The sequence below is a fragment of the Micromonospora sp. AP08 genome (genome assembly GCF_008085935.1).
In the GTDB taxonomy this organism is placed as follows: domain Bacteria; phylum Actinomycetota; class Actinomycetes; order Mycobacteriales; family Micromonosporaceae; genus Micromonospora; species Micromonospora chersina.
This window is the reverse complement of record NZ_VSEZ01000004.1, coordinates 363,540-382,640: the sequence shown is the minus strand read 5'-3', so window position 1 is coordinate 382,640 and position 19,101 is coordinate 363,540. Positions and strand designations below refer to the sequence as shown.

The 19,101-nt window shown below is 76.3% G+C and carries 18 protein-coding genes and 2 pseudogenes; 4 read left to right on the top strand and 16 right to left on the bottom strand.

The features are described 5' to 3' along the window. From FXF50_RS10175 to FXF50_RS10165, 3 genes and pseudogenes are all read right to left on the bottom strand, one after another. Positions 1-331 (bottom strand): annotated as a pseudogene (locus tag FXF50_RS10175) (hypothetical protein); the annotation flags it as partial. A 92-nt stretch (positions 332-423) separates the two neighbouring features. Beyond that, entirely contained in the window at positions 424-1,242 is an 819-nt protein-coding gene (locus FXF50_RS10170; RefSeq protein WP_148426962.1) for a hypothetical protein, read from the bottom strand. 95 nt (positions 1,243-1,337) lie between these two features. Beyond that, positions 1,338-1,844, bottom strand: a complete 507-nt coding sequence (locus FXF50_RS10165; protein ID WP_148426961.1) for a DinB family protein — start codon at positions 1,842-1,844, stop codon at positions 1,338-1,340. A gap of 119 nt (positions 1,845-1,963) precedes the next feature. Here FXF50_RS10165 and FXF50_RS10160 point away from each other — a divergent pair, with 119 nt between their 5' ends. Next, the gene (locus tag FXF50_RS10160; protein WP_148426960.1) at positions 1,964-2,854 is read left to right on the top strand and encodes a DUF72 domain-containing protein; all 891 of its coding nucleotides are present in this window, start codon (positions 1,964-1,966) and stop codon (positions 2,852-2,854) included. A gap of 31 nt (positions 2,855-2,885) precedes the next feature. Next, entirely contained in the window at positions 2,886-3,119 is a 234-nt protein-coding gene (locus tag FXF50_RS10155) for a GTPase activator (RefSeq protein WP_091310628.1), read from the top strand. 74 nt (positions 3,120-3,193) lie between these two features. Here the strand turns inward: FXF50_RS10155 and FXF50_RS10150 are convergent, their stop codons facing one another. From FXF50_RS10150 to FXF50_RS10095, 12 genes and pseudogenes are all read right to left on the bottom strand, one after another. After that, positions 3,194-3,586, bottom strand: coding sequence for a hypothetical protein (locus FXF50_RS10150; protein ID WP_148426959.1), 393 nt, complete (start codon positions 3,584-3,586; stop codon positions 3,194-3,196). Between the two features lie 126 nt (positions 3,587-3,712). Continuing rightward, positions 3,713-4,396, bottom strand: coding sequence for a hypothetical protein (locus FXF50_RS10145; RefSeq protein WP_148426958.1), 684 nt, complete (start codon positions 4,394-4,396; stop codon positions 3,713-3,715). 123 nt (positions 4,397-4,519) lie between these two features. After that, positions 4,520-5,377, bottom strand: a complete 858-nt coding sequence (locus tag FXF50_RS10140) for an alpha/beta fold hydrolase (protein ID WP_148426957.1) — start codon at positions 5,375-5,377, stop codon at positions 4,520-4,522. Between the two features lie 22 nt (positions 5,378-5,399). Continuing rightward, positions 5,400-6,392 carry a glycosyltransferase family 9 protein gene (locus tag FXF50_RS10135; RefSeq protein WP_148426956.1) on the bottom strand — a complete coding sequence of 331 codons (993 nt, stop codon included), beginning with the start codon at positions 6,390-6,392 and terminating at the stop codon, positions 5,400-5,402. Further along, positions 6,389-7,084, bottom strand: coding sequence for an SDR family oxidoreductase (locus FXF50_RS10130; RefSeq protein WP_148426955.1), 696 nt, complete (start codon positions 7,082-7,084; stop codon positions 6,389-6,391). Before FXF50_RS10130 ends, FXF50_RS10135 begins: the two co-directional genes overlap by 4 nt. 70 nt (positions 7,085-7,154) lie before the next feature. After that, positions 7,155-8,567 carry a PfkB family carbohydrate kinase gene (locus FXF50_RS10125; protein WP_148426954.1) on the bottom strand — a complete coding sequence of 471 codons (1,413 nt, stop codon included), beginning with the start codon at positions 8,565-8,567 and terminating at the stop codon, positions 7,155-7,157. Between the two features lie 281 nt (positions 8,568-8,848). Then, positions 8,849-9,415 (bottom strand): annotated as a pseudogene (locus tag FXF50_RS10120) (SIS domain-containing protein); the annotation flags it as partial. After that, complete coding sequence (locus FXF50_RS10115) at positions 9,415-10,632, bottom strand: glycosyltransferase (RefSeq protein ID WP_148426953.1); 1,218 nt, start codon at positions 10,630-10,632, stop codon at positions 9,415-9,417. The gene FXF50_RS10115 and the pseudogene FXF50_RS10120, both read right to left, overlap by 1 nt. Further along, positions 10,617-11,591 carry a glycosyltransferase gene (locus FXF50_RS10110; protein WP_148426952.1) on the bottom strand — a complete coding sequence of 325 codons (975 nt, stop codon included), beginning with the start codon at positions 11,589-11,591 and terminating at the stop codon, positions 10,617-10,619. The genes FXF50_RS10115 and FXF50_RS10110 overlap by 16 nt, the downstream gene beginning before the upstream one ends. A 43-nt stretch (positions 11,592-11,634) precedes the next feature. Next, positions 11,635-13,212 (bottom strand): HAD-IIIA family hydrolase, encoded by a 1,578-nt coding sequence (locus FXF50_RS10105; protein WP_255509971.1) that lies wholly within the window; start codon positions 13,210-13,212, stop codon positions 11,635-11,637. Positions 13,213-13,247: 35 nt separating this feature from the next. After that, positions 13,248-14,270, bottom strand: a complete 1,023-nt coding sequence (locus FXF50_RS10100) for a glycosyltransferase family 2 protein (protein ID WP_148426950.1) — start codon at positions 14,268-14,270, stop codon at positions 13,248-13,250. After that, entirely contained in the window at positions 14,267-15,919 is a 1,653-nt protein-coding gene (locus FXF50_RS10095) for a carbamoyltransferase C-terminal domain-containing protein (protein WP_148426949.1), read from the bottom strand. The genes FXF50_RS10100 and FXF50_RS10095 overlap by 4 nt, the downstream gene beginning before the upstream one ends. A 198-nt stretch (positions 15,920-16,117) precedes the next feature. Between FXF50_RS10095 and FXF50_RS10090 the strand changes: the two genes are divergently transcribed. Beyond that, positions 16,118-16,447 (top strand): cupin domain-containing protein, encoded by a 330-nt coding sequence (locus tag FXF50_RS10090; RefSeq protein ID WP_148426948.1) that lies wholly within the window; start codon positions 16,118-16,120, stop codon positions 16,445-16,447. After that, entirely contained in the window at positions 16,444-17,289 is an 846-nt protein-coding gene (locus FXF50_RS10085; RefSeq protein WP_148426947.1) for a YwiC-like family protein, read from the top strand. The genes FXF50_RS10090 and FXF50_RS10085 overlap by 4 nt, the downstream gene beginning before the upstream one ends. A gap of 460 nt (positions 17,290-17,749) precedes the next feature. On the opposite strand, the gene FXF50_RS10080 is transcribed toward FXF50_RS10085, so the two are convergent. Beyond that, positions 17,750-19,006 (bottom strand): globin domain-containing protein, encoded by a 1,257-nt coding sequence (locus FXF50_RS10080; protein WP_148426946.1) that lies wholly within the window; start codon positions 19,004-19,006, stop codon positions 17,750-17,752. Positions 19,007-19,101: the final 95 nt, after the last annotated feature.

The following is a 19,101-nucleotide window of genomic DNA, read 5'->3' as shown; positions in this document are numbered from 1 at the left end:
CCCACCACTCGCCCGGATCCCGGTGCGGCTGGACCATGGCGAACGGGCTGGCCGGGTTGGCGAGCACCAGGTGGTAGACCGTGCCCGTGATGGTGATGTAGAGGGTCACGGCGCCCTTGAGCGCGCTCGGCGGCTCCGGGCGGCCCTGCCAGGCCCGCCAGGCGGCGTAGCCGGCGAAGACGCCGACGGCCACGTTGCTCTGGATGGTGAAGTACGGCAGCAGGCCGGTCACGGTGGCCGGGCCCAGCGCGGTGAGCACGATGCCGGCCACCACGCCGAGCACGACGGCCAGCCGGAAGAGGATCGCCAGTCGGCGACGCCGCGGAGTCACCGGGGCAAGCTATCAGCCGGTGCGGTGCCGGTCACCGGGCCGAGCGGCCGGCGGGCCGGGACAGCGCGGCCGCGGATCGGGCGCGGGCCCGGTCAGCGCGGGGAGGGGCGGACCGAGTCGGGCTTCTCCGCCGGTGGGTTGCCCGGGCTGGTGGTCGGCGCGAAACCGGCCGTCGGGCTGCTGGACGCGGCCTCCGGCCGACCGGTCACCGGGGTGGTGGGCGGGGTTCCGGCCCGACGCGTCGGGCCGACGCTCGGCTGGGGCGGCGTCGGGTGGCTGCCGGACCCGGCCGGCTTGTCCTTCCCGGGGAGCAGCCGGTCGCAGTAGCCGGGAACCTTGTCCCGCCCGCCGGCGGCCGAGACCAGGTCGGCGAAGGAGGGGGTCTCCAGGGCCGAGCCCCGCTCCGCGTCGTTCTTCGCCCGGTAGGCCGTGCAGAGACCGGCCAGCGCCGACGGGCTGCCCGACGGGTCGGTCGGGACGCCGGCCGGGGTGGTCGGGTGGCTCGGATCGCCGGTCGGCGTGGGCCGGCCGTCGGCCCCGGCGCTCGGGCTCGCCGTGGTGCCCGCGCCACCGCCGCCGCCCAGCGGGCCGGGCAGGTGGCCGGTGACGGCGGCGAGCGCGACACCGCCGGTGGCGGTCGCCAGCAGGGCGGCCAGGGCGAGTTTCGCGCCGACCAGCCCGGCGCGCAGCCGTCGCTCGGGACGGGACACCGGCAGCGGGACCGGGTCGCCGGCCTGCGCCATGCGGAACGCCTGGAGGGCCGCCCCCTCGCCGCTGAGCTCGTGCGGGCGGGGAGCGGCGCGGACGGCGGCGAGGAACCGGACCAGCGCCTCCGGACCGTCCTGCGCGTCGGCGGCGGGACCGACGAGCAGGCGCTCGACGGTCTCCTGGTCCATGCGGTGTCCGTTCATCTCGTGTCCCTCAGCGCCGCCACCGGCCGTGGCGTCACACCGGAAACCGCTGTCCGCCCCATCGAGGCGGGTGAGATCGGTCACCTCACCGCCGGTCAGCCCATGGTCTTCGCCCCGTCGATGGACTCGCGGATGATGTCGGCGTGCCCGGCGTGCTGCGCGGTCTCGGCGATCAGGTGCAGCAGCACCCGGCGCACGGTCCAGCTCGCGCCCGGCTCGAACCAGGGCGCGCTCGGCAACGGGTGCGCGGTGTCGAGGTCGAGCGTCGTCACCAGCTCGTCCGTCTCGGCGGCCACCCGGTCGAACTCGGCGAGCAGCCCGGCCAGGGTCTCGCCCTCGGCCATCCGGAACTGGCCGGCCCAGTCGACCGGCTCGCTCTGCATCGCCTCGGCGCCACCGACCGCGAACCGCATCCACCGGTGCTCGGTGCCGGCGACGTGCTTGATCAGGCCGCCGAGACAGAGCTCGCTGGCCGTGCTGCGCCGCGCGGCCTGCTCGTCGTCGAGCCCCGTCACCGTCTGCCGGAGGAAGCCGCGGTGCCGCTGGAGGGTGGCGAGCAGGTCGGCCCGCTCGCCGGTGAGGACCTGGTCGGAGACGCTCATGCCGCCTGCCTTTCATCGAGGACCGGGCACACCGTACGACCCGCCACCGACACTTTCCCGGTTACACACCGGATGGTCCCGGGTTGCCGATTCGTCCGGATCGCGGTGCACTGAATTACATGGGTGTCATCAAGGTGGGCACGTCCTCCTGGGCCGACCAGATGCTGGTCCGCTCCGGCTGGTATCCCCGCGCGGCCAACACCCCGGCCGGCCGCCTCGCCTGGTACGCCGAGCGCTTCGGCCTGGTCGAGGTGGACACGTCGTACTACGCGATCCCCGCGCCGGAGACGGCGGAGGGCTGGGCGGCCGCCACCCCGCCCGGCTTCACCTTCGACGTCAAGGCGTTCCGCCTCTTCACCGGCCACCACACCCCGGTCGACGCGCTGCCCCGGGAACTGCGCCCGGCCGGCGGTCCGAGCCGGATCCGCTGGCGGGACCTGTCCGCCGGGGCGTACGACGAACTCTGGGACCGGTTCCACGCGGCGCTGGCGCCGCTCGCGGAGGCCGACCGGCTCGGCGCCGTGCTGCTCCAGTTCCCACCGTGGCTGGCCTGCGGCGACGCGGCCAAGCGGCGGATCCTGTCCGCGGCCCTCCGCTGCCGGCCCTGGCCGGTCAGCGTCGAGCTGCGGCACTCCTCCTGGTTCACCGAGGACGCCGTGGTGGACACGGTGACGTTCCTGCGCGAGAACGGGCTCGGGTACGTCTGCGTGGACATGCCCCAGGGGCACGCCTCCTCGGTGCCGCCGATCCTCATCGCCACCACCGACCTCGCGGTGGTGCGGTTCCACGGGCACAGCACCGCCTGGGAGAGCGGCGACAAGCAGGACCGGTTCCGCTACGCCTACGGCGAGGAGGAGCTGCGGCGCTGGTCCGTGCTGCTGCGCGAGCTGGCCGACCAGTGCGGCGAGCTGCACGTGCTGTTCAACAACTGCTGCGGCGACCAGGCCCAGCGGGACGCCGCCCGGCTCGCCGGGCTGCTCGGCGTCGCGCCCGCCGCCGCGCGGGCGTGAGGTTTCCGCCGGCACCTCCCGGGTACCGGCGGTGCCGAGGGACGACAGCGAGGGGGAGCGCGTGGACGAGCGGCGGGACGAGCCCGGTGGCCTGGCCCGGGACGACCGGGATCCCCGGGCGACCCGGGAGGCCGAGGAGGCGCACGGCGGCAGCATGGCCCCGGGCCTGGTGGACGACACCGGCCGTCCGGTGGCCGAGCCGCCGGTGCCGGACAACGAACCGTCGGCGCTGGGCCGGCCGGGGGAGGACGGCACCGGTTCCTGACCGGACGGTACGACGACGCCCGGGGCGGTGAGGCGCCCCGGGCGTCGTGTCGTCGTCGGGTCCGGCGGTCCGGGTCAGCCGCGCCGGCTGACCCCTTCCGGACGCATTCCGGTGGCGTCCTCCAGCGCGTTGTCCCCGAGATCCCCGTCGGCGCGGTCGTCGGGAAAGGTCCGTCGCGACGGCGCCGGATCCGGCGGCGCGCCGGGTCCCGCCTCGGCGGTCCGGGTGGGTTCCACCCGGCCGAACCCGTGCCGGCCGGCCTTCGGCCCGCCCGGCCCGGCGCCCGCCGCCCGGCGTTCGCCCCGCCGGCCCTCGGGGACGGCGTTCTCCTCGCTGCCCTCGTCCATCGGGTCGTCCTCGCCCGCGCCCCACGGCGGGTCGGCGTCGAAGCCGTCGGTGGTGCCCCACGGCGCGGCCGCCTCGGGCCCCCGCCCCTCGCCCCTACCCGATCGGTCCTTGCTGGTCATGGCCACCTCACCTGGCTGGATTCCCCCGTGCCCGTGCTGATTGCCCGCCACCGGTCCGGTCATGCGCCGGACCCGGTACGCCACGCGGCCGGCACCCCCCGAGCTGGGCCGCCGACCGCGGGACAATCATTTGCCGGCCATGGCCATCGGTCGTTTCGCCATGCCCATCCCGGCCATCTTCCCCATCCCGGCCATCTTGCCCATCCCCGCCATCTTGCCCATCCCGGCCATCTTGCCGATCGCCATCGGGGCGCTCGCCAGCCCGCCGGCCCGGCCCAGCAGGCCCCGGAACACCTGTCCGGGTTTCTGCTGCTCACCCATGTACGCCGACACCACGACCAGCGCGCCGGTCAGCGCCGGAATGGCCCACTGGAGCAGCTTCAGCTGCCGCTGCGAGGCGGCCACGTTCGACGGCGTCTGGTAGCTCGGCTCGGTGGCCCCCTCGACGGGCGGCCCGCCCGCCTTCTGGAGCCGCATGCCAAGCAGCCGGCTGTAGCCGGTCACCGCCAGCGCGCCCACGGTCAGCGCCGTCTTCACCGTGCTCATCTTCGCCACCCCGGACTGGGCGGCCACGCGTGGACTCTCGGTCACCAGCTCGCCGACCGCGCCCGCCAGGTGTGCGCCGATCGCCGCCGCGTTGACCGGGGTCCAGCGCGCCCAGCCGGCCGAGGCGACCGGCAGCCGCTGGGTCGAGTCGTCGATTTTCGCCGCCGCGCCGTTGACGCCGAGCGCGCCCATCAGTGAGCCGCCGAACCAGGCCGCCAGGCCCAGATCGTGCATCGAGCGCAACGCGGTGTGCCGTTCGGACATCTGATCCCCCTCCGCCGTGTTCGGGCGGTGCGGCTTACCCACCTTCGGCGCGGCTACGCACCCGTTTTCCGCGTGGCGGATCCGCCGCCCGGTTCCGGCCCGCCCGTCCGGCGCGTCCCGGGGTCAGCGACGCGGCAGCGTGGCGGCGAACGCGGCGACCTGGGCGGCCAGCGGGGCCGCGGCGCGTACCCAGGTGAAGTGGTCCAGCGGGGCGCCCGCCTCGGCGACGGTGTAGCGGTGCCGGGTCACCGGTGCGGCGGCGAGCTTGCCGCAGAGGTGGTCCAGCGTCTCGTGCGGTGTGTACTGGTCGTCGTCGACGCTGACCGCGAGCACCGGCGTGCGGACCCGCCCGACGGCGGCCTCGGCGTCGACCCCGTCGAGCACCGGGAAGCGGCCGGTCCGTGCGGTGTACGCCCAGTCCCGGATCACCCCGCGCGCCTGCCGGCCGCCGAACCCCCAGCCCGGCCAGACGCCGAGCAGCCGGGCGACCGCCGCGATGCCCTGGGTGTACGGCAGCACGCCCCAGCCGCGCAGCCCCGGATACCCGCGCCACCAGGGGATGCCCACCGCCACCAGGGCCAGCCCGTCCACCCGGTCGGCGTCGTGCAGCGCCTGGTGCAGCACCGCGACCTGCCCGCCCAGCGAGTGCCCGAGCAGCAGCCGGGTCCGGCCGTCCAGCCGCGGCTTGAGCGCGTCGAGCACCGCGCCGACGTCGGTGGCCAGCTCGGCGTAGCCGTACCGGCAGCCGCGGGACGGTGTGGGGGTGCTCTCGCCGGTGCCCCGCAGGTCGACCACCACGACGGCCAGCCCGGCCTCGCGCAGGGCGGCGGCGAACGGCCGGTAGTAGCGGGCGCGGACCCCCATGGCGGGCCAGATCACCACCACCGGCGCGCCGGGTGGCCCGTCCGGCTCCGGGTGGACCTGGACGCCGATCCGCGCCCCGTCGACCTCGACGAACTCCTGCGTGTAGTCCCCGTTCACCGGCTCAGCGTACGGCGGGAAGCTACCGGCGGGTAGCAAGGGGTGGGCGAGCCTCCTGCGCCGGAATCCGGCGCACCGCTGCCAAACGCGACCGGGCCGCGGCCGTCACCCGGTCCACCGCCGCCAGCACGGCCGGCACGTCCAGCTCGGCCAGCGCCGGGTGCACCCCCGGGCCGTCCCCGGCCGGGCGCGGCCCGGCCCAGAGCGCCTCGTGCCACGGCCGGTCCGGCGGCGGTCCCCACCACGAGGGCGGCACCGGGCCGAAGAGCAGCACCGACGGGGTGGCGAAGGCGGTGGCCAGGTGAGCCACCCCGGTGTCCCCGCACAGCACGAGGCGGGCGTGGGCGACCAGCGCGGCCAGCTCACCGACGTCGGTCGCGCCGGCCAGCACCGCGTCGGCCGGCAACCCCGCCCGGCGGCCCACCTCGGCGGCGATGTCCCGCTCGCCGGGACCGCCGGTGACCACCACCCGGTGGCCCCGCCCGGACAGCTCCCGCGCCACCGCGGCGAAGCGCTCCGGCGGCCAGCGCCGCTGCGCCGCCTTGGCGCCCGGATGCACCACCGTCACCCCGGTCGGCAGCCCACCGGCCCCGGGCCGGCGCAGCGCCAGGTCGGTGCGGTCGGCGGGGATGCCGTACCAGCCGAGCATCCGGCACCACCGGTCCACCTCGTGCTCCTCGGCCCGCCACGGTGGACCGTCGTGCCACCCGGCGTCGGCGTTGGCGAAGGCCAGCAGTCGCCGCGGCCGGGCCTCGGCCAGCATCCGGTGCGACTCCGGGCCCCGGCCGTGCAGGTTCACGGCCACCGCGGGCGGCGGGCCGGACCACCCGAGGTGGCCCAGCCCGTCCGCGAAGACCTGCCGGTCCACGACCCCGACCAGCTCCACCAGCGGCGCCAGCCAGCGCGGCGCGACCAGCGCCAGCTCCTTTCCGGGGTACGCGGCACGCAGCGCGCGCAGCGCCGGCACCCCGGTGGCGAGGTCGCCGACGCCGAGCGCCCGGAGCACGAGGATCACGGGTACGAGGACTCCTGCTCGGCGCAGACCACCAGCTCGCGTACCGCACAGCCGGGCGGCTGGGAGAGCGCGAACATGACCGCCTCGGCGGTGTCCGCCGGGTCGTTGAGGATCGCGTCCGGGCCCGGCTTGTACCGGTCGTCCCGGTCGTCGAAGAACGCCGTCCGCATCCCGCCCGGGATCAGCAGGGTGACGCCGACCGTCCCGGCCAGCTCGGCGGCGAGCGCCCGGGTGAAGCCGACCACCCCGAACTTCGCGGCGCAGTACGCGGTCGCGTCGCTGACCGCCTTCACGCCCAGCGTGGACGCCACGGTCACCACGGTGCCGTGCGACCGCTCCAGGTGCGGCACCGCGGCCCGGATCACCGCGGCGGTGCCGAGCAGGTTGATGGTCACGATCCGGTCCCACGTCGCGCCGTCGACGTCGGCCAGCCGGCCGGGCACGTCCATGCCGGCGGCGGTCACCACGCCGTCCAGCCCGCCGGCCTGCTCGGCGAGCTGCCGGGTGGCCGCCTCGGCGGCCCGGGTGTCGGCCAGGTCGCACTCGACCCAGGGCACCCCGTCGGCCGGCGCCTGCCGGTCCAGCACGTACGGCCGCCCGCCGGCCTTGGCCACCGCGGTCACCACCGCCGCGCCCAGGCCGCTCGACCCACCGGTGACCAGAATGGCCCGACCGTTCAGATCCCTGCTCATGCCGGCACTCCGCTTCGCTCCGTGCCGCCCTGAGGCGCACTGCGTTGATGATTCGCTCGCTGACGCTCGCTCATACCGCTCCCTTGACGAGGTGGAGGCCGCGCTGGCGCGCGGCGGAGATGGTGCCGGTGGTGGACCGGCCGGCCAGGAAGGGCACGGTGACGACCCGCCCGCCCCAGCGGCGCACCAGCTCCGCCTCGGGCAGCTCGGGCGCGCCGTCGCCGGCGTAGTCGCCGCCCTTGACCCAGACGTCCGGGCGCAGCCGGGCGAGCACCTGGTGCGGGGTGGGCTCGTCGAAGACCACCACGGTGTCGACGCAGTCCAGGGCGGCCAGCAGCCGGGCCCGGTCCTGCTCCGGGTGGACCGGCCGCTCCGGTCCCTTGAGGCCCCGGACGCTGCGGTCGGAGTTGAGGCACACCACCAGGCAGTCGCCCAACCGGCGGGCCGCCTGGAGGGTGGCCAGGTGCCCGGCGTGCAGGATGTCGAAGCAGCCGCCGGTGGCGACCACTCTGCCGCCGTCGGCGCGTACCTTCGCGACGAGTTCCTCGGCGGAGTGGGCGCCCTCCGCGGGCCGCGGGGGCTCCGGCGCCCGGTGCAGGCCGGCCGCCCCGCCGGCCGCCACGTACGCGGATGCGGCCTCGACCGCCGCCTGCACCGCCTCGGCGGTCGACGCGCCGTCGCCCAGCGCCAGCGCGGCGGTGGCGGCGAACCGGTCCCCGGCGCCGCAGGTGTCCTCCACGAGCGCCACCGGGGACGGCGGCGGCACGACCAGCGGGGTGCCGCCGGAGTGGCAGAGCACCGCCCCGTCCGGGCCCATGGTCACCGCGACCGCGCCGACCCGCCACCGGCGGCGCAGCTCGTGCCCGGCCCGGGTGGCGGTGGAGAGGCCCGAGCCGGCGCCCGCGTCCCCGGTGAGCCGGCGCAGCTCGCCGAGGTTCGGCGTGGTCAGCCGGGCCCCGGCCACCGCGGCCGGGCCGCGCGGGTGCGGGTCCCAGACCACCGGGGCGGCCGTCTCGGCCAGCGCGGCGCGCAGCGCGGGTTGCCGGGCCAGGCCGCGACCGTAGTCGCTGACCAGGATGGCCCGGGCCCGGGAGAGCAGGTCGAGCACGGCCTCCGAGGGCTGGCCCGGCGCCTGCGGCTCGCCGCCCCGGTCCAGCCGGAGCAGGGTTTGCCCGCCGGCGCGGAGCCGGATCTTCTCGGCCGTCGCGCCGGGCAGGCGCATCGGGTAGACCGCCACCCCCGCCTCGTCCAGCAGCTCGGCGAGGCGGGCCCCGCCGGCGTCGTCGGCGAGCGCGGTGACCAGCGCCACCTCGGTGTCCGGCGCGACGGCGAGCAGCGCGGCCAGCCCGGCCCCGCCGGGTCGGTCCGTGGCCGCGTGCTCGTCCAGCACCGGCACCGGGGCGTCCGGGCAGATCCGGCTGACCGCGCCCGTCACGTCCCGGTCCAGCAGCGCGTCGCCGACCACCACGAGCGGCCCGCTCACGGCTCCACCCAGCCCGTGCCGGTGGAGCGGTTGCGGCCGTGCCCGTTCCCGTTCGGACCGGCGTGCCCGTTGCGGCCGTGCCCGTTCGCGTGCTGCACCCCGGCGAACGGCGCCACGCCGTCCACCGTGGCCAGGACCAGGCCGTCCCGGCCGGCCCCGTCGTGCCGATCGCGGCCGCCGTGGGCCGCCGGCTCGGCGCGGCGCGGGGCCGGCGGGGCCCACCGGGCGTACGTGCCGGCCCGCGGCGCCGGTACGGACGCGGTCGGCAGCTGCCGGATCAGCGGCAGCGCCTGGTCGACGTACTCGCAGAGCAGGTGCGTGGAGACCAGGTGCAGTTCCTGCACCACCTGGCTGTCCGGGGACGGCACGGCGAGCACGTCGTGACACAGGTCGGCGAGCGGGTTGGGGGCGGGGCCGGTGAAGGCCCAGCAGCGTAGGCCGGTGTCGCGTCCGGCCTGGGCGGCGGTGAGGAGGTTGGTGCTGGTGCCGCTGGTGGACATGAGCAGGAGGATGTCGTCGGGTCGGCCGTGGGCGCGGACCTGGCGGGCGAAGACCTCGTCGTAGCCGTAGTCGTTGCCGATGGCGGTGAGGGCGGAGGTTTCGGCGTGCAGGGCGATGGCGGACAGGGGTTCGCGGTCGTCGCGGAGTTTGCCGACGAGTTCGGCGGTGAGGTGTTGGGCCTCGGCGGCGCTGCCGCCGTTGCCGGCGACCAGCAGCCGCCCGCCCCGGGCCAGCGTCCAGGCCAGCTCGGTGCCCCAGCCGGCCAGCCGCTCGGCCTCCCGCCGGTACGGCAGCAGCGCCGCGGCCAGCCCGGACAGGTGGGCGTCGAGGGTGTCGTGGTGGCTCATCAGGCCACCGCCGGCGCTGGCCGGGAGGCCGTGGTCAGCGAGGCGTAGACCGCGCCGAGCTGTTCGGCGCAGCGCTTCCAGGAGTACCGGCTGCGGATCCGGTCCAGCGCCGCCGTGGCGTACGCGAACCGCCGGACCTTGTCGGACAGCAGCCGGCGCAGCGCGGTGCCGAGCGCGCGGGGGTCGCGCGGCGGCACGAGGTCACCGGTGAGCCCGTCCACGACGGTGTCGGCGATGCCGCCGACGTTGGTGCCGACCACCGGCACCCCGCAGGCCATTCCCTCCAGCGGGGTGAGGCCGAACGGCTCGTACCAGGGTGCGGCGACCAGCACGTCCGCCGAGCGGTACCAGGTGCCCATCTCCTCGCGGGGCACCGCGCCGACCAGCTTCACCCGGTCGGCCACGCCGCACGACTCGGCCAGCGCGGAGAGCCGCCGGGCGAACGAGTCGGCGGCGAGCAGGTCGGCCGGCGGGCCGCCGACCACCACGCACTCGGCGTCCGGCACCGCGGGCAGCGCCCGGACCACCTCCAGGAAGCCCTTGCGCTCGACCATCCGGCCGACGGTGAGGAGGCGGGGGCGGGCCGGGTCGCGCGGGGCGACCGGGCCGTCGGGGCGGAACACCGCCTGGTTCACGCCAGACGGGACGAGCGCCATCCGGGACCGGGGCACGCCCATCCGGACCAGCTCGGCGACCTCGTCCTCGCACTGCACGACGACCCGGTCCACGGCCCGGCCGAGCGTCCGCTCGTAGCCGATCCGCCCTGGTGGGCTGGTGTCCTTCGCGCCCTGGTGCCGGCGCTTGACCGTGCCGAGCGCGTGGTACGTCAGCACCGTCGGCACCCCGGTCCGCCGCCCGGCGTGCACCGTCGCCAGCCCGCTCATCCAGAAGTGCGCGTGCGCCACGTCCGGGGTCCAGTCGCCGCGCCGCCAGGTGTCGGCCAGCCAGCTGCCGAACTCGCCCATGTACGGCAGCAGCTCGTCCTTCGGCACCCGGTGCGCCGGGCCGGCCGGCACGTGGCACACCTGGTAGCCGTCCGCGGTGGCCACCGCCTCGGGCAGGACGGTGGAGTCCCGACGGGTGTAGACGCGGACGTCGTGCCCCTCGCCGACCAGCGCGGCCGCGAGCTCCGCCACGTGGGTGTTCTGCCCGCCGGCGTCCTCCTCGCCGAGGACGGCGAGCGGGCTGGCGTGCTCCGAAATCATCGCGATGCGCATGTCTCCTCCTCCATGAGCCGGTCCCAGTCGGCGAGGAACCGGTCGAGCCCGAAGCGTTCCTTCGTCACCTCGCGTGCCCGTGCCCCCAGCCGGTACGCCGCGTCGCGGTCCTCGGCGAGCCAGCGGGCCGCCTCGACCAGGGTGTCCACCCGGGTGGAGAGCACCCCCGCGTCGGGCGGGACGGCGTCCACGGCCTCGGTGGTGGCCAGCGCGACCACCGGCATGCCGATGGTCATGGCCTCGATCAGGCTCAGCCCGAGCGACGTCCAGCGGCACAGGTGCAGGTACGCCCGCCGCCGGGCCACCTCGGCGTGCATCCGCTCCTGCGGCAGGTCGTCGTGGGCGGCCAGCCGATCGGGCGGCAGCCCGGTCCGCTCGGGCAGCCCGGCCACCCCCATGCCGAAGACGTCCAGCGGGGCGACGGCGGCGAAGCGCGGCATCAGGTCGGTGCCGGTGACCCGCCAGCGGCGTACCGGCTCGTTGGTGACCACGGCGAGCCGGTCCAGCTCGCCGGTCCACTCCACCTTCGGCGGCACGATGCCGTGTTCGACGACGGCGGTGCGGGTGCCGCCGTTGTCCCAGAACAGCTCGTTGAAGTGGGTGACGTGGGTGAGCAGCAGGTCGTCCCGGTCGGCCATCGGGTGGCGGGTGTCCGGCACGTCGCCCTTGGGGGTGTTGTGCTCGACGTAGATGGCCGGCAGGTCCCGGCCGGGCCGGCGGCCCAGCCACTCCTCGGCCAGCTCCAGCTCCTCGGGCCGTTGCAGGATCACCAGGTCGACGTCGGTCCGTCCCAGCTCCTCCGGCGTCACCTCGACGGCGTTCTCCGGCCATTCGTAGGTGCGCGCCCGACCCAGCCCGTACGGGCCGCGGTCGGGCGTGACCGGCACCAGGTACCGGTGTCTCCCGTGCACGAACGACGTGGTCCAGGAGCCGTGCACGTGCCAGAGCAGAACGTTCATCTCTCTCCTCGTCGGCGGCGGGGCGGGGGCGGGTCGGCTGGATTCAGCCGGGGACGAGCCGGCGGACGGCGGCGACCACCCGGGCGGGGTCGACGCCGCTCAGGCAGGGGTGCCCGGCGACCGGGCAGCGGGCCGCGCGGGTGTCCCGGCAGGCCGCCCCGGCGTCGCCGAGCCGGACCGTCGGCACCCGGTAGGGCGCCCACTGCCCGAAGGGGACGGTCGGGGCGAAGAGGCTGACCACCGGGGTGCCGAGGGCGGCCGCGAGGTGGGCCGGCCCGGTGTTGCCCACCACCAGGCAGCGGGCCCCGGCGAGGATCCGGGCGAGCCCGGCCAGGTCCGTCGTTCCGCCGAGGTCGGTGCCGCCGGCCGCGGCCACCCGGGCGGTCAGTTCCCGTTCGCCGGGCCCACCGGTGACCAGCACCCGGTGCCCGTCAGCCGCGAGGGCGGCCACGATCTCGGCGCACCGCTCCGGCGGGCAGGCCCGGGCCGGCACCGACGCGCCGGGGTGCACCACCAGGTAGTCGCCAGCGGGCCGGTCGACGGCGGGCGCGGGCAGGTCGGCGCGGAGCCGCAGCACCGGCTCGTCGCCGGCGGGCAGGGCGAAGCCGGCCGCCGCGGCGAGCGACAGCGCCCGCTCCGGCTCGGGCACGCCGACCGGCACCCGGTGCCGGACGTCCAGCAGGGACCCGGGGTAGTCGTCGCTGATCGCGCTGATCCGCGGGACGCCGGCCATCCGCAGCAGCAGGGCCAGGGGCAGCGGCGACTGGTGGAAGGAGGTGAAGACGACCGCCTCGTCGGCGCCCACCGCGGCCAGCCGGGCGGTGAGCCGCCGCATGTCGTCGGGGTCCACCGGCTCCGGGGAGCCGTCGATCCAGGGCAGCGGCCACTCGATGATCTCGTCGACGCCGGGCAGCAGCTCCGCGGCCGCCCGGCCGCGTGGCCCGCAGAGCAGCACCACCCGTTCCGCCCCGGCCGCCACCGCGCGGATGCCGGGGCCGGTGACCAGCACGTCGCCGGCCGAGTCGCTGCGCGCCACCAGCACCGTGCCGGCCCGCCCGGTGCGCGGCACCACGGGCCGTACCGCCCGGTCCCGGCGCAGGATCTCGTCCACCGCGCCGGGCAGGTCCCGGGCGACGGCAGGCGCCTCGGCCACCTCCTCGGGGCGGGTGACCGGGGTGGGCACGAGGATCCCGGTGGCTCCGGCGGCGAGCGCGGCGGCCATGTCGCGGCCGATGTCGCCGACCAGCACGCAGCGCCGGGGCGCGGTGCCGAGCGCCCCGGCGGCCTCGTGCACCAGTCCGGGTGCCGGCTTGCGGCAGGCGCAGCCGTCGGTGTCGTCGTGCGGGCAGATGGCCCAGTGGTCGAAGGGGCCGAGCAGCTCCTCGATCCGGGCGTGCACCGCGTGCATGTCGCGCTCGGTGAAGTAGCCCCGGGCGAGTCCGGACTGGTTGGTCACCACGGCCAGCCGGAGCCCGGCCGCCCGCAGCCGGTCCAGCGCCTCCCGGGCGCCGGGCAGCGGCCGGACCTTCTCCGGGTCGCCGTTGTAGGGCACGTCCTCGACCAGGGTGCCGTCACGGTCGAGCAGCACCGCGTCGTACAGGGCGGGGCCCGACGGTTTCATGGCCGAGAAGTTGCCCTGGGACAAGGACGTAAACATCAGCGTCCCGCCCCCGTGACGAGGTCCCCGGCGGGGACGGCGCGGGCGTGCCGCCAGCCGCGTACCCAGTGCACGACCGCGAGCGGCGGGATGAGCGCGCTGGTCACCAGCATGGTGGCGACCTCGTCGGGGGTGCGCGGGCCGGGTGCGACGCGGACCCGGGTGAACTCGGCGGTGCCGGCCGCCCAGCCGAGCGCGGCCACGCCGCCGAGCACGCCGAGCGCGCGCCGGGCTCGGGCGGAGCGGAGGGGAGCGGCGCGCAGCGCCGCTGCGGCCAGCGCCACGGTGCCGGCCGCGGCGACCGCCACGTGCCGGGGCCGCCGCCCCGGGGGCAGGTCGAGGTCGGCGCGCCAGCCGCGGCCGTAGAGCCGGCGCAGCAGCGCGTCGTCGGCGTTGCCGCGCTGGGTGCGCAGGCTGACCCAGCGGCTCTCCGGCCGCACCGGGTGGGTGACCCGCCGCCGGCCCCGGACCAGGTCCCAGCCGGCGCGCCGCACCCGGTGGGCCAGTTCGGCGTCCTCCCGGTAGGCGCGGGGGAAGCGTTCGTCGAAGCCGCCGGCGGCGGCCAGGGCCGCCCGGCGGTAGGCCATGTCCGCGGTGATCCACTGGCCCGCGGCCAGGCCGGCGGTGCCCCGTTCCCAGTCGGTGGGGCGCCGGTGCCCGGGCAGCGGGACGTCAACGACGCCCTGCACGCCGCCGGTCCCGCCGGCCACCGCGAGGTCGGCGCGCAGCCGTCGGGCCCAGTCCGGGGCCGGCACCACGTCGTCGTCGAGGAAGACCACCCACTCGCCGCGCGCCGCCCGCCAGCCGAGGTTGCGGGCCGCCGCCGGGCCCGCGCCACGCCCGGTCAGCACCTTCGTGTACGCCGCGAGCGCCCCCGGTACGGCCAGCTCCCCGGTGTCGTCGCGCCGGTCGTCGACCAGCAGCAGTTCGGCGCCGGGCAGCTCGTCGAGCTGGCCGGCCAGGGCGTCGAGCAGAGTGGCCAGGCTGGGCCGCCCCAGCGTGGGCACGACCACACTGATCATCGGGCGCCGCCCAGCGCGCGGCGGTGCACCGCGAACGGGCCGAGGGCGAGCAGGTCCACCGGGGCGGAGCCGAACAGCTCCATGGCCTCGCGGGGAGTGTCCACCATGGGCCGCCCGGCCGTGTTCAGCGAGGTGTTCACCACCACGGGCAGCCCGGTGCGTCGCTCGAACTCGGCCAGCAGCTCGGCCACCACCGGCTCGGTCTCCGGGTGCACGGTCTGCACCCGGGCGGTCCCGTCGACGTGGGTGACCGCCGGGATGCGGTCCCGCCACTCCGGCTTCACCCGGTGCACGAAGAGCATGTACGGGCTGGGGTAGACGCCGTCGAACAGCTCCGCGAAGCGTTCCGCGCGGACCATCGGGGCGATCGGCCGGAACTGCTCGCGGCCCTTCACGTCGTTCATCCGGCGGGTGGTGTCCGGGTCGCCGGGGTGGGCCAGCAGCGACCGGTGGCCGAGCGCCCGCGGACCGTACTCGCTGCGCCCCTGGTACCAGGCGACGATCCCGTTGTCGGCGAGCACCCGGGCCGCCTCGGCGGCGATGGACGCCGGCCGCGTGTACGGCAGCGCCGCCCGGCGCAGCTCCGCCTCCAGCTCCTCGTCCGACCAGCCCCGGCCCAGGTCGGCGCCGGCCATCGGGGCGGACCGGTCGCCCAGCTCACCGGCCACGTGCAGCGCAGCGCCGAGCGCGGTGCCCGAGTCGCCGGCCGCCGGCTGCACCCAGACGTCCCGGTACGGCCCCTCGGCCGCGAGCCGGGCGTTGGCCACGCAGTTGAGCGCCACCCCGCCGGCCATGGCCAGGGTGGTGGCGCCGCCGGAGGCGTCGTACAGCCAGCGGGACAGGTCGAGGACGACCTCCTCGAGCCGCACCTGCACGCTGGACGCCAGGTCGGCGTGCTCCTCGGCCAGCTCGCCGCCGGCCGCGACCGCCTTGGCCATGCTCGACCAGTCGATCCGCTCGACCTGGAAGCCGCCGTCGTCGGTGGCCCGGACCAGGTCACGGAGCAGGCCCAGGTGCCGGGGCTGCCCGTACGAGGCCAGCGCCATCACCTTGTACTCGTCGCTGGAGTGCAGGAAGCCCAGGTGCCGGGTGAGGTCCTCGTAGAGCAGGCCGAGCGAGTGGGGGAGCTGCTGGGAGTGCAGCGGCGACAGCCGGCCGTCGCGGTAGACGCCGGCCAGGTGGCTGGCCACCTCGCCGCGGCCGTCGAGCACCAGCACCGCGGTGTCCTCGCCGGCCGGCGGGGCGGCCAGGCCGGCGGAGGCCGCGTGCGCGACGTGGTGCGGCACGAACCGCACCTTCTCCGGGTCGAGCCCGGGCAGGGCGGCGGCCAGGAACTGCGGGGCCCGCCGGGCGTAGTCGACCCGCAGCCAGTCCCAGGGGTCGCTGAGGCCCAGCTCGGCCGCGTCGCGGCACAGGCCGGGGTCGAAGGAGTACGCGACCGCGTCGAGGGCGTCCACGTCGATCCCGGCGCTGGCCAGGCACCATGCCGCGGACAGCTCGGGCAGCTCCCAGGCGGAGAAGGGCACCGGCCGCTTGCCGTGCTTGCGGCGGCTGAACCGCTCCTCTTCGGCAGCGGCCACCACCCGGCCGTCGACCACCAGGGCGGCCGCGGGGTCGTGGAAGATCGCGTTGATTCCAAGGACGCGCATGAGTGGTCCCTACCCTGGCGACCAGGACCTAACCTGTAGATCATCGACTTCTCCCGAGAAGTCGAATCTCCGTTGTGGAGTTTCCAATTCGGGACCAAAGCCCCTGGTCGACCCCATGTGAAGCGGCGAAGCTGGGCAAAGCGGCGCGCCCGGCTCCGGTGCCCCGGTGCCCGCGCCGATCCGACCGGGAGGTGTTTGGTGTCCTCGCCCTCACTGTCCGTGCTCGCCGAGGAGCAGCTCACCCTGGCCCGGGCCACCGGCAGCGGGCGCAGCGCCCGGACCCTGCACGGCGGTCCCACCACCCTGCTGCGTCAGACGCTCGTCGCGCTGGTCGCCGGCCACGCCCTGGCGGAGCACGCCAGCCCCGGCGACGCGACGCTCCAGGTGCTGCGCGGACGGGTCCGCCTGACCGCCGGTGACCAGACCTGGCCGGGTTCGGCGGGAGACCTGCTGGTGATCCCGGACGCCCACCACGCGCTGCACGCCGACGAGGACGCCGTGGTGCTGCTCACGGTCGCCCGCGGATGAGCGCCGTCCGACCGTTGCACGCCACCGGCACCAGTCCTGCCGCCGGCCCCGCCTCCGACCGGCCCGCCGCCGGACCTGCTTCCGGGCACGTGGCCGCGCGGTCCGGTCGACCGGCCCGTGGCCGCCGGAACCGCTGGCTGCCGCCGCAGCACGGCGCCTGGGCCATGCTGCTCCTGCCGTTCGTCGCGGCGGTCGGTGTGACCGGTCCGCGCTGGCTGCACCTGCCGCTGCTCGGCGTCGGGCTCGCCGGTTACCTGTTCTCGTACTACGCCCTGCTCGCCGTGAAGACCGGTCGCGCCGACCGGGTACGGCCGCAGCTCCTGGTCTACGGCGGGGCGACCGCGCTGCTCGGGGTGCCCGTGCTGCTCGCCCGCCCCGCCGTCCTCGGCTACGTCCCGCTCTACGCCGTGCTCCTCGCGGTCAACGCCGGGCACGCCCGGCTTCGCCGGGAACGGGCCCTGCTCAACGACCTCGCGTCGGTGGCGCAGAGCCTGCTCATGGTGTTCGTGGTGGGCACCGTCGCCGAGGTGGCGCCGGGCGACCTGGTCGGGGTGGCGGCGGCGGTCGGCGCGTACCTGGTCGGCACGGTGCTGTACGTCAAGACGATGATCCGGGAGCGGGGGAGCGCCCGGTACCGGTGGGCCTCGTTGGCGTACCACCTGGTGGCGCTGGCGGTGGCGGTGGCCGCCGGATGGGGGCCGGCGGTGGCGGGGGTCTTCGCGCTGCTGCTGCTCCGGGCGGGGATCCTGCCCGGCCGGCGACTCACCCCGGTACGGGTGGGACTGATCGAGATGGTCGGCACCCTGCTGGTGCTCGCCGCGGTGGTCGCCCGCTGGGCCTGACCGGGAACGCGGGCCGTGCTGCGGCCGGCCGGTGGCCCGATGCCGTCCGTGGGGCCGGACGCGACCCTGAGTGACTGCCCCCTTCGACGGTCGCGGTTACGAAGCGTGACGGCACCGCTGAGCGGCCGCCTCCGCGGTCGCCGCCAGCAGCCTCGGCCTGAGCAGGCAATACGCGAACTTGGACTCCCCGACCGCCACCCCCCTTCGCCCGCCTTTGCTCTGCAGCCCTATACGCACCGGCAACCCTCCGTGAGCGATGCCTATGGGGCTGCAGAGCAAAGCGAGTCCGAAGGGGGGGTCGGGTTGGGAGCGGTCCTCACGGAGCGTGGCGTGCGGTGGTTCAGGTCGGTCGTCGTGCGAGCCGGGTGGCGGGTCGGACCAGGGTGGGCTTGCCGGGAGACGGCGAGGGCCGGTGTCGGGCGCTGCCCGACACCGGCCCGGTCGGCGCGGATGGCGAGCCTCAGCGCAGCATGCCCGGACCGAACACCTCGTACGCGATCCGCTCGGCCGGTACGCCCCGGCGCAGCAGGCCGCCGCGGACCAGGGTCATGAACGGCACCGGCCCGCACAGGTGCACGTACGCGCCGGGGGCGAGCGGGACCAGCGCCGGGTCGACGAGCCCCTCGGCGATCTCCGCCTTGATGCCGGCCAGTTCGGCGCCGGCGGTGTCCTCGTACCAGAGGCGTACCGACAGGTTCGGCAGCCGCTCCTGGAGCGCGGGCAGTTCGTGGCGCAGCGCGTGCGCGGCCCCGCTGCGGTCGGCGTGCACCAGCGTCACGGGCCGCTCGGGCTCGGTGGCCGCCAGGTGCGCCAGCGCCGACATGGCCGGGGTCAGTCCGATGCCGGCGCTGACCAGCAGCAGCGGCTCCCCGCCACCGAGCGCGCTGACCTCGCCGAACGGCGGGCTGAGCCGGAGCGTGTCGCCGACGGCCACCCGCTCGTGCAGGAAACCGGAGACCATGCCGTCGGGCGCGCCGCCGGTCCCGCGTACCCGCTTCACGGTGATCCGCCAGTGGTCGGCGCCGGGCCGGCCGGAGAAGCTGTACTGCCGGATCTGCTGGCCGCAGCCGCCCCCCAGGTCGACGGCGACGGAGGTGTACTGGCCCGCGGTGAAGCCGGGCACCGGTCCGCCGTCGGCGGGGACCAGGGTGAACGACACCACGTCAGGGGTCTCCGCCGTCTTGTCCGTGACCCGCCACTCGCGCCACACCGATCCGTTCTCCGGCACCCCGGCCTCGGTGTAGAGGCGCGCCTCCCGGGCGACCAGCTCGCAGGCCAGCAGCCAGTACACCTCGTCCCAGGCCGCCGCGACCTCGGGGGTGACCGCCTCGCCGAGCACCTCGGCCACCGCGGCCATCAGGTGCCGGCCGACGATCGTGTACTGGGTGGCGGTGATGCCCAGGGAGACGTGCTTGTGCGCGATCCGGTCCAGGATCGGCCCCCACGGCACGGCGCTGCCGCCGATCAGGTGCTCGGCGTACGCGACCACGGCGCCGGCCAGCGCCGCCTTCTGCGTGCCGGTGGCCTGGTTGCTCCGGTTGAAGATGTTCAACAGCTCCGGGTGGGCGGCGAACATCCGCTGGTAGAACCGGCCGGTGATCGCCTCGCCGTTGGCCTGCACGGCGGGCAGGGTCGCCGTCACCACCGCTGCTGAGGATTCCGAAAGCACGATTACTCCTTGGGGCGTCGAACGGGTCGCTCCCCACTGAACAGGCATCCAAAGTTCCTCTTCAGGGTCGAAGGTCCCGGGGTCGCGGTAGCGCTCGTCACACCCGGCAACGGGCGGTTCGACCCGTGTCGCGACGAGCGACC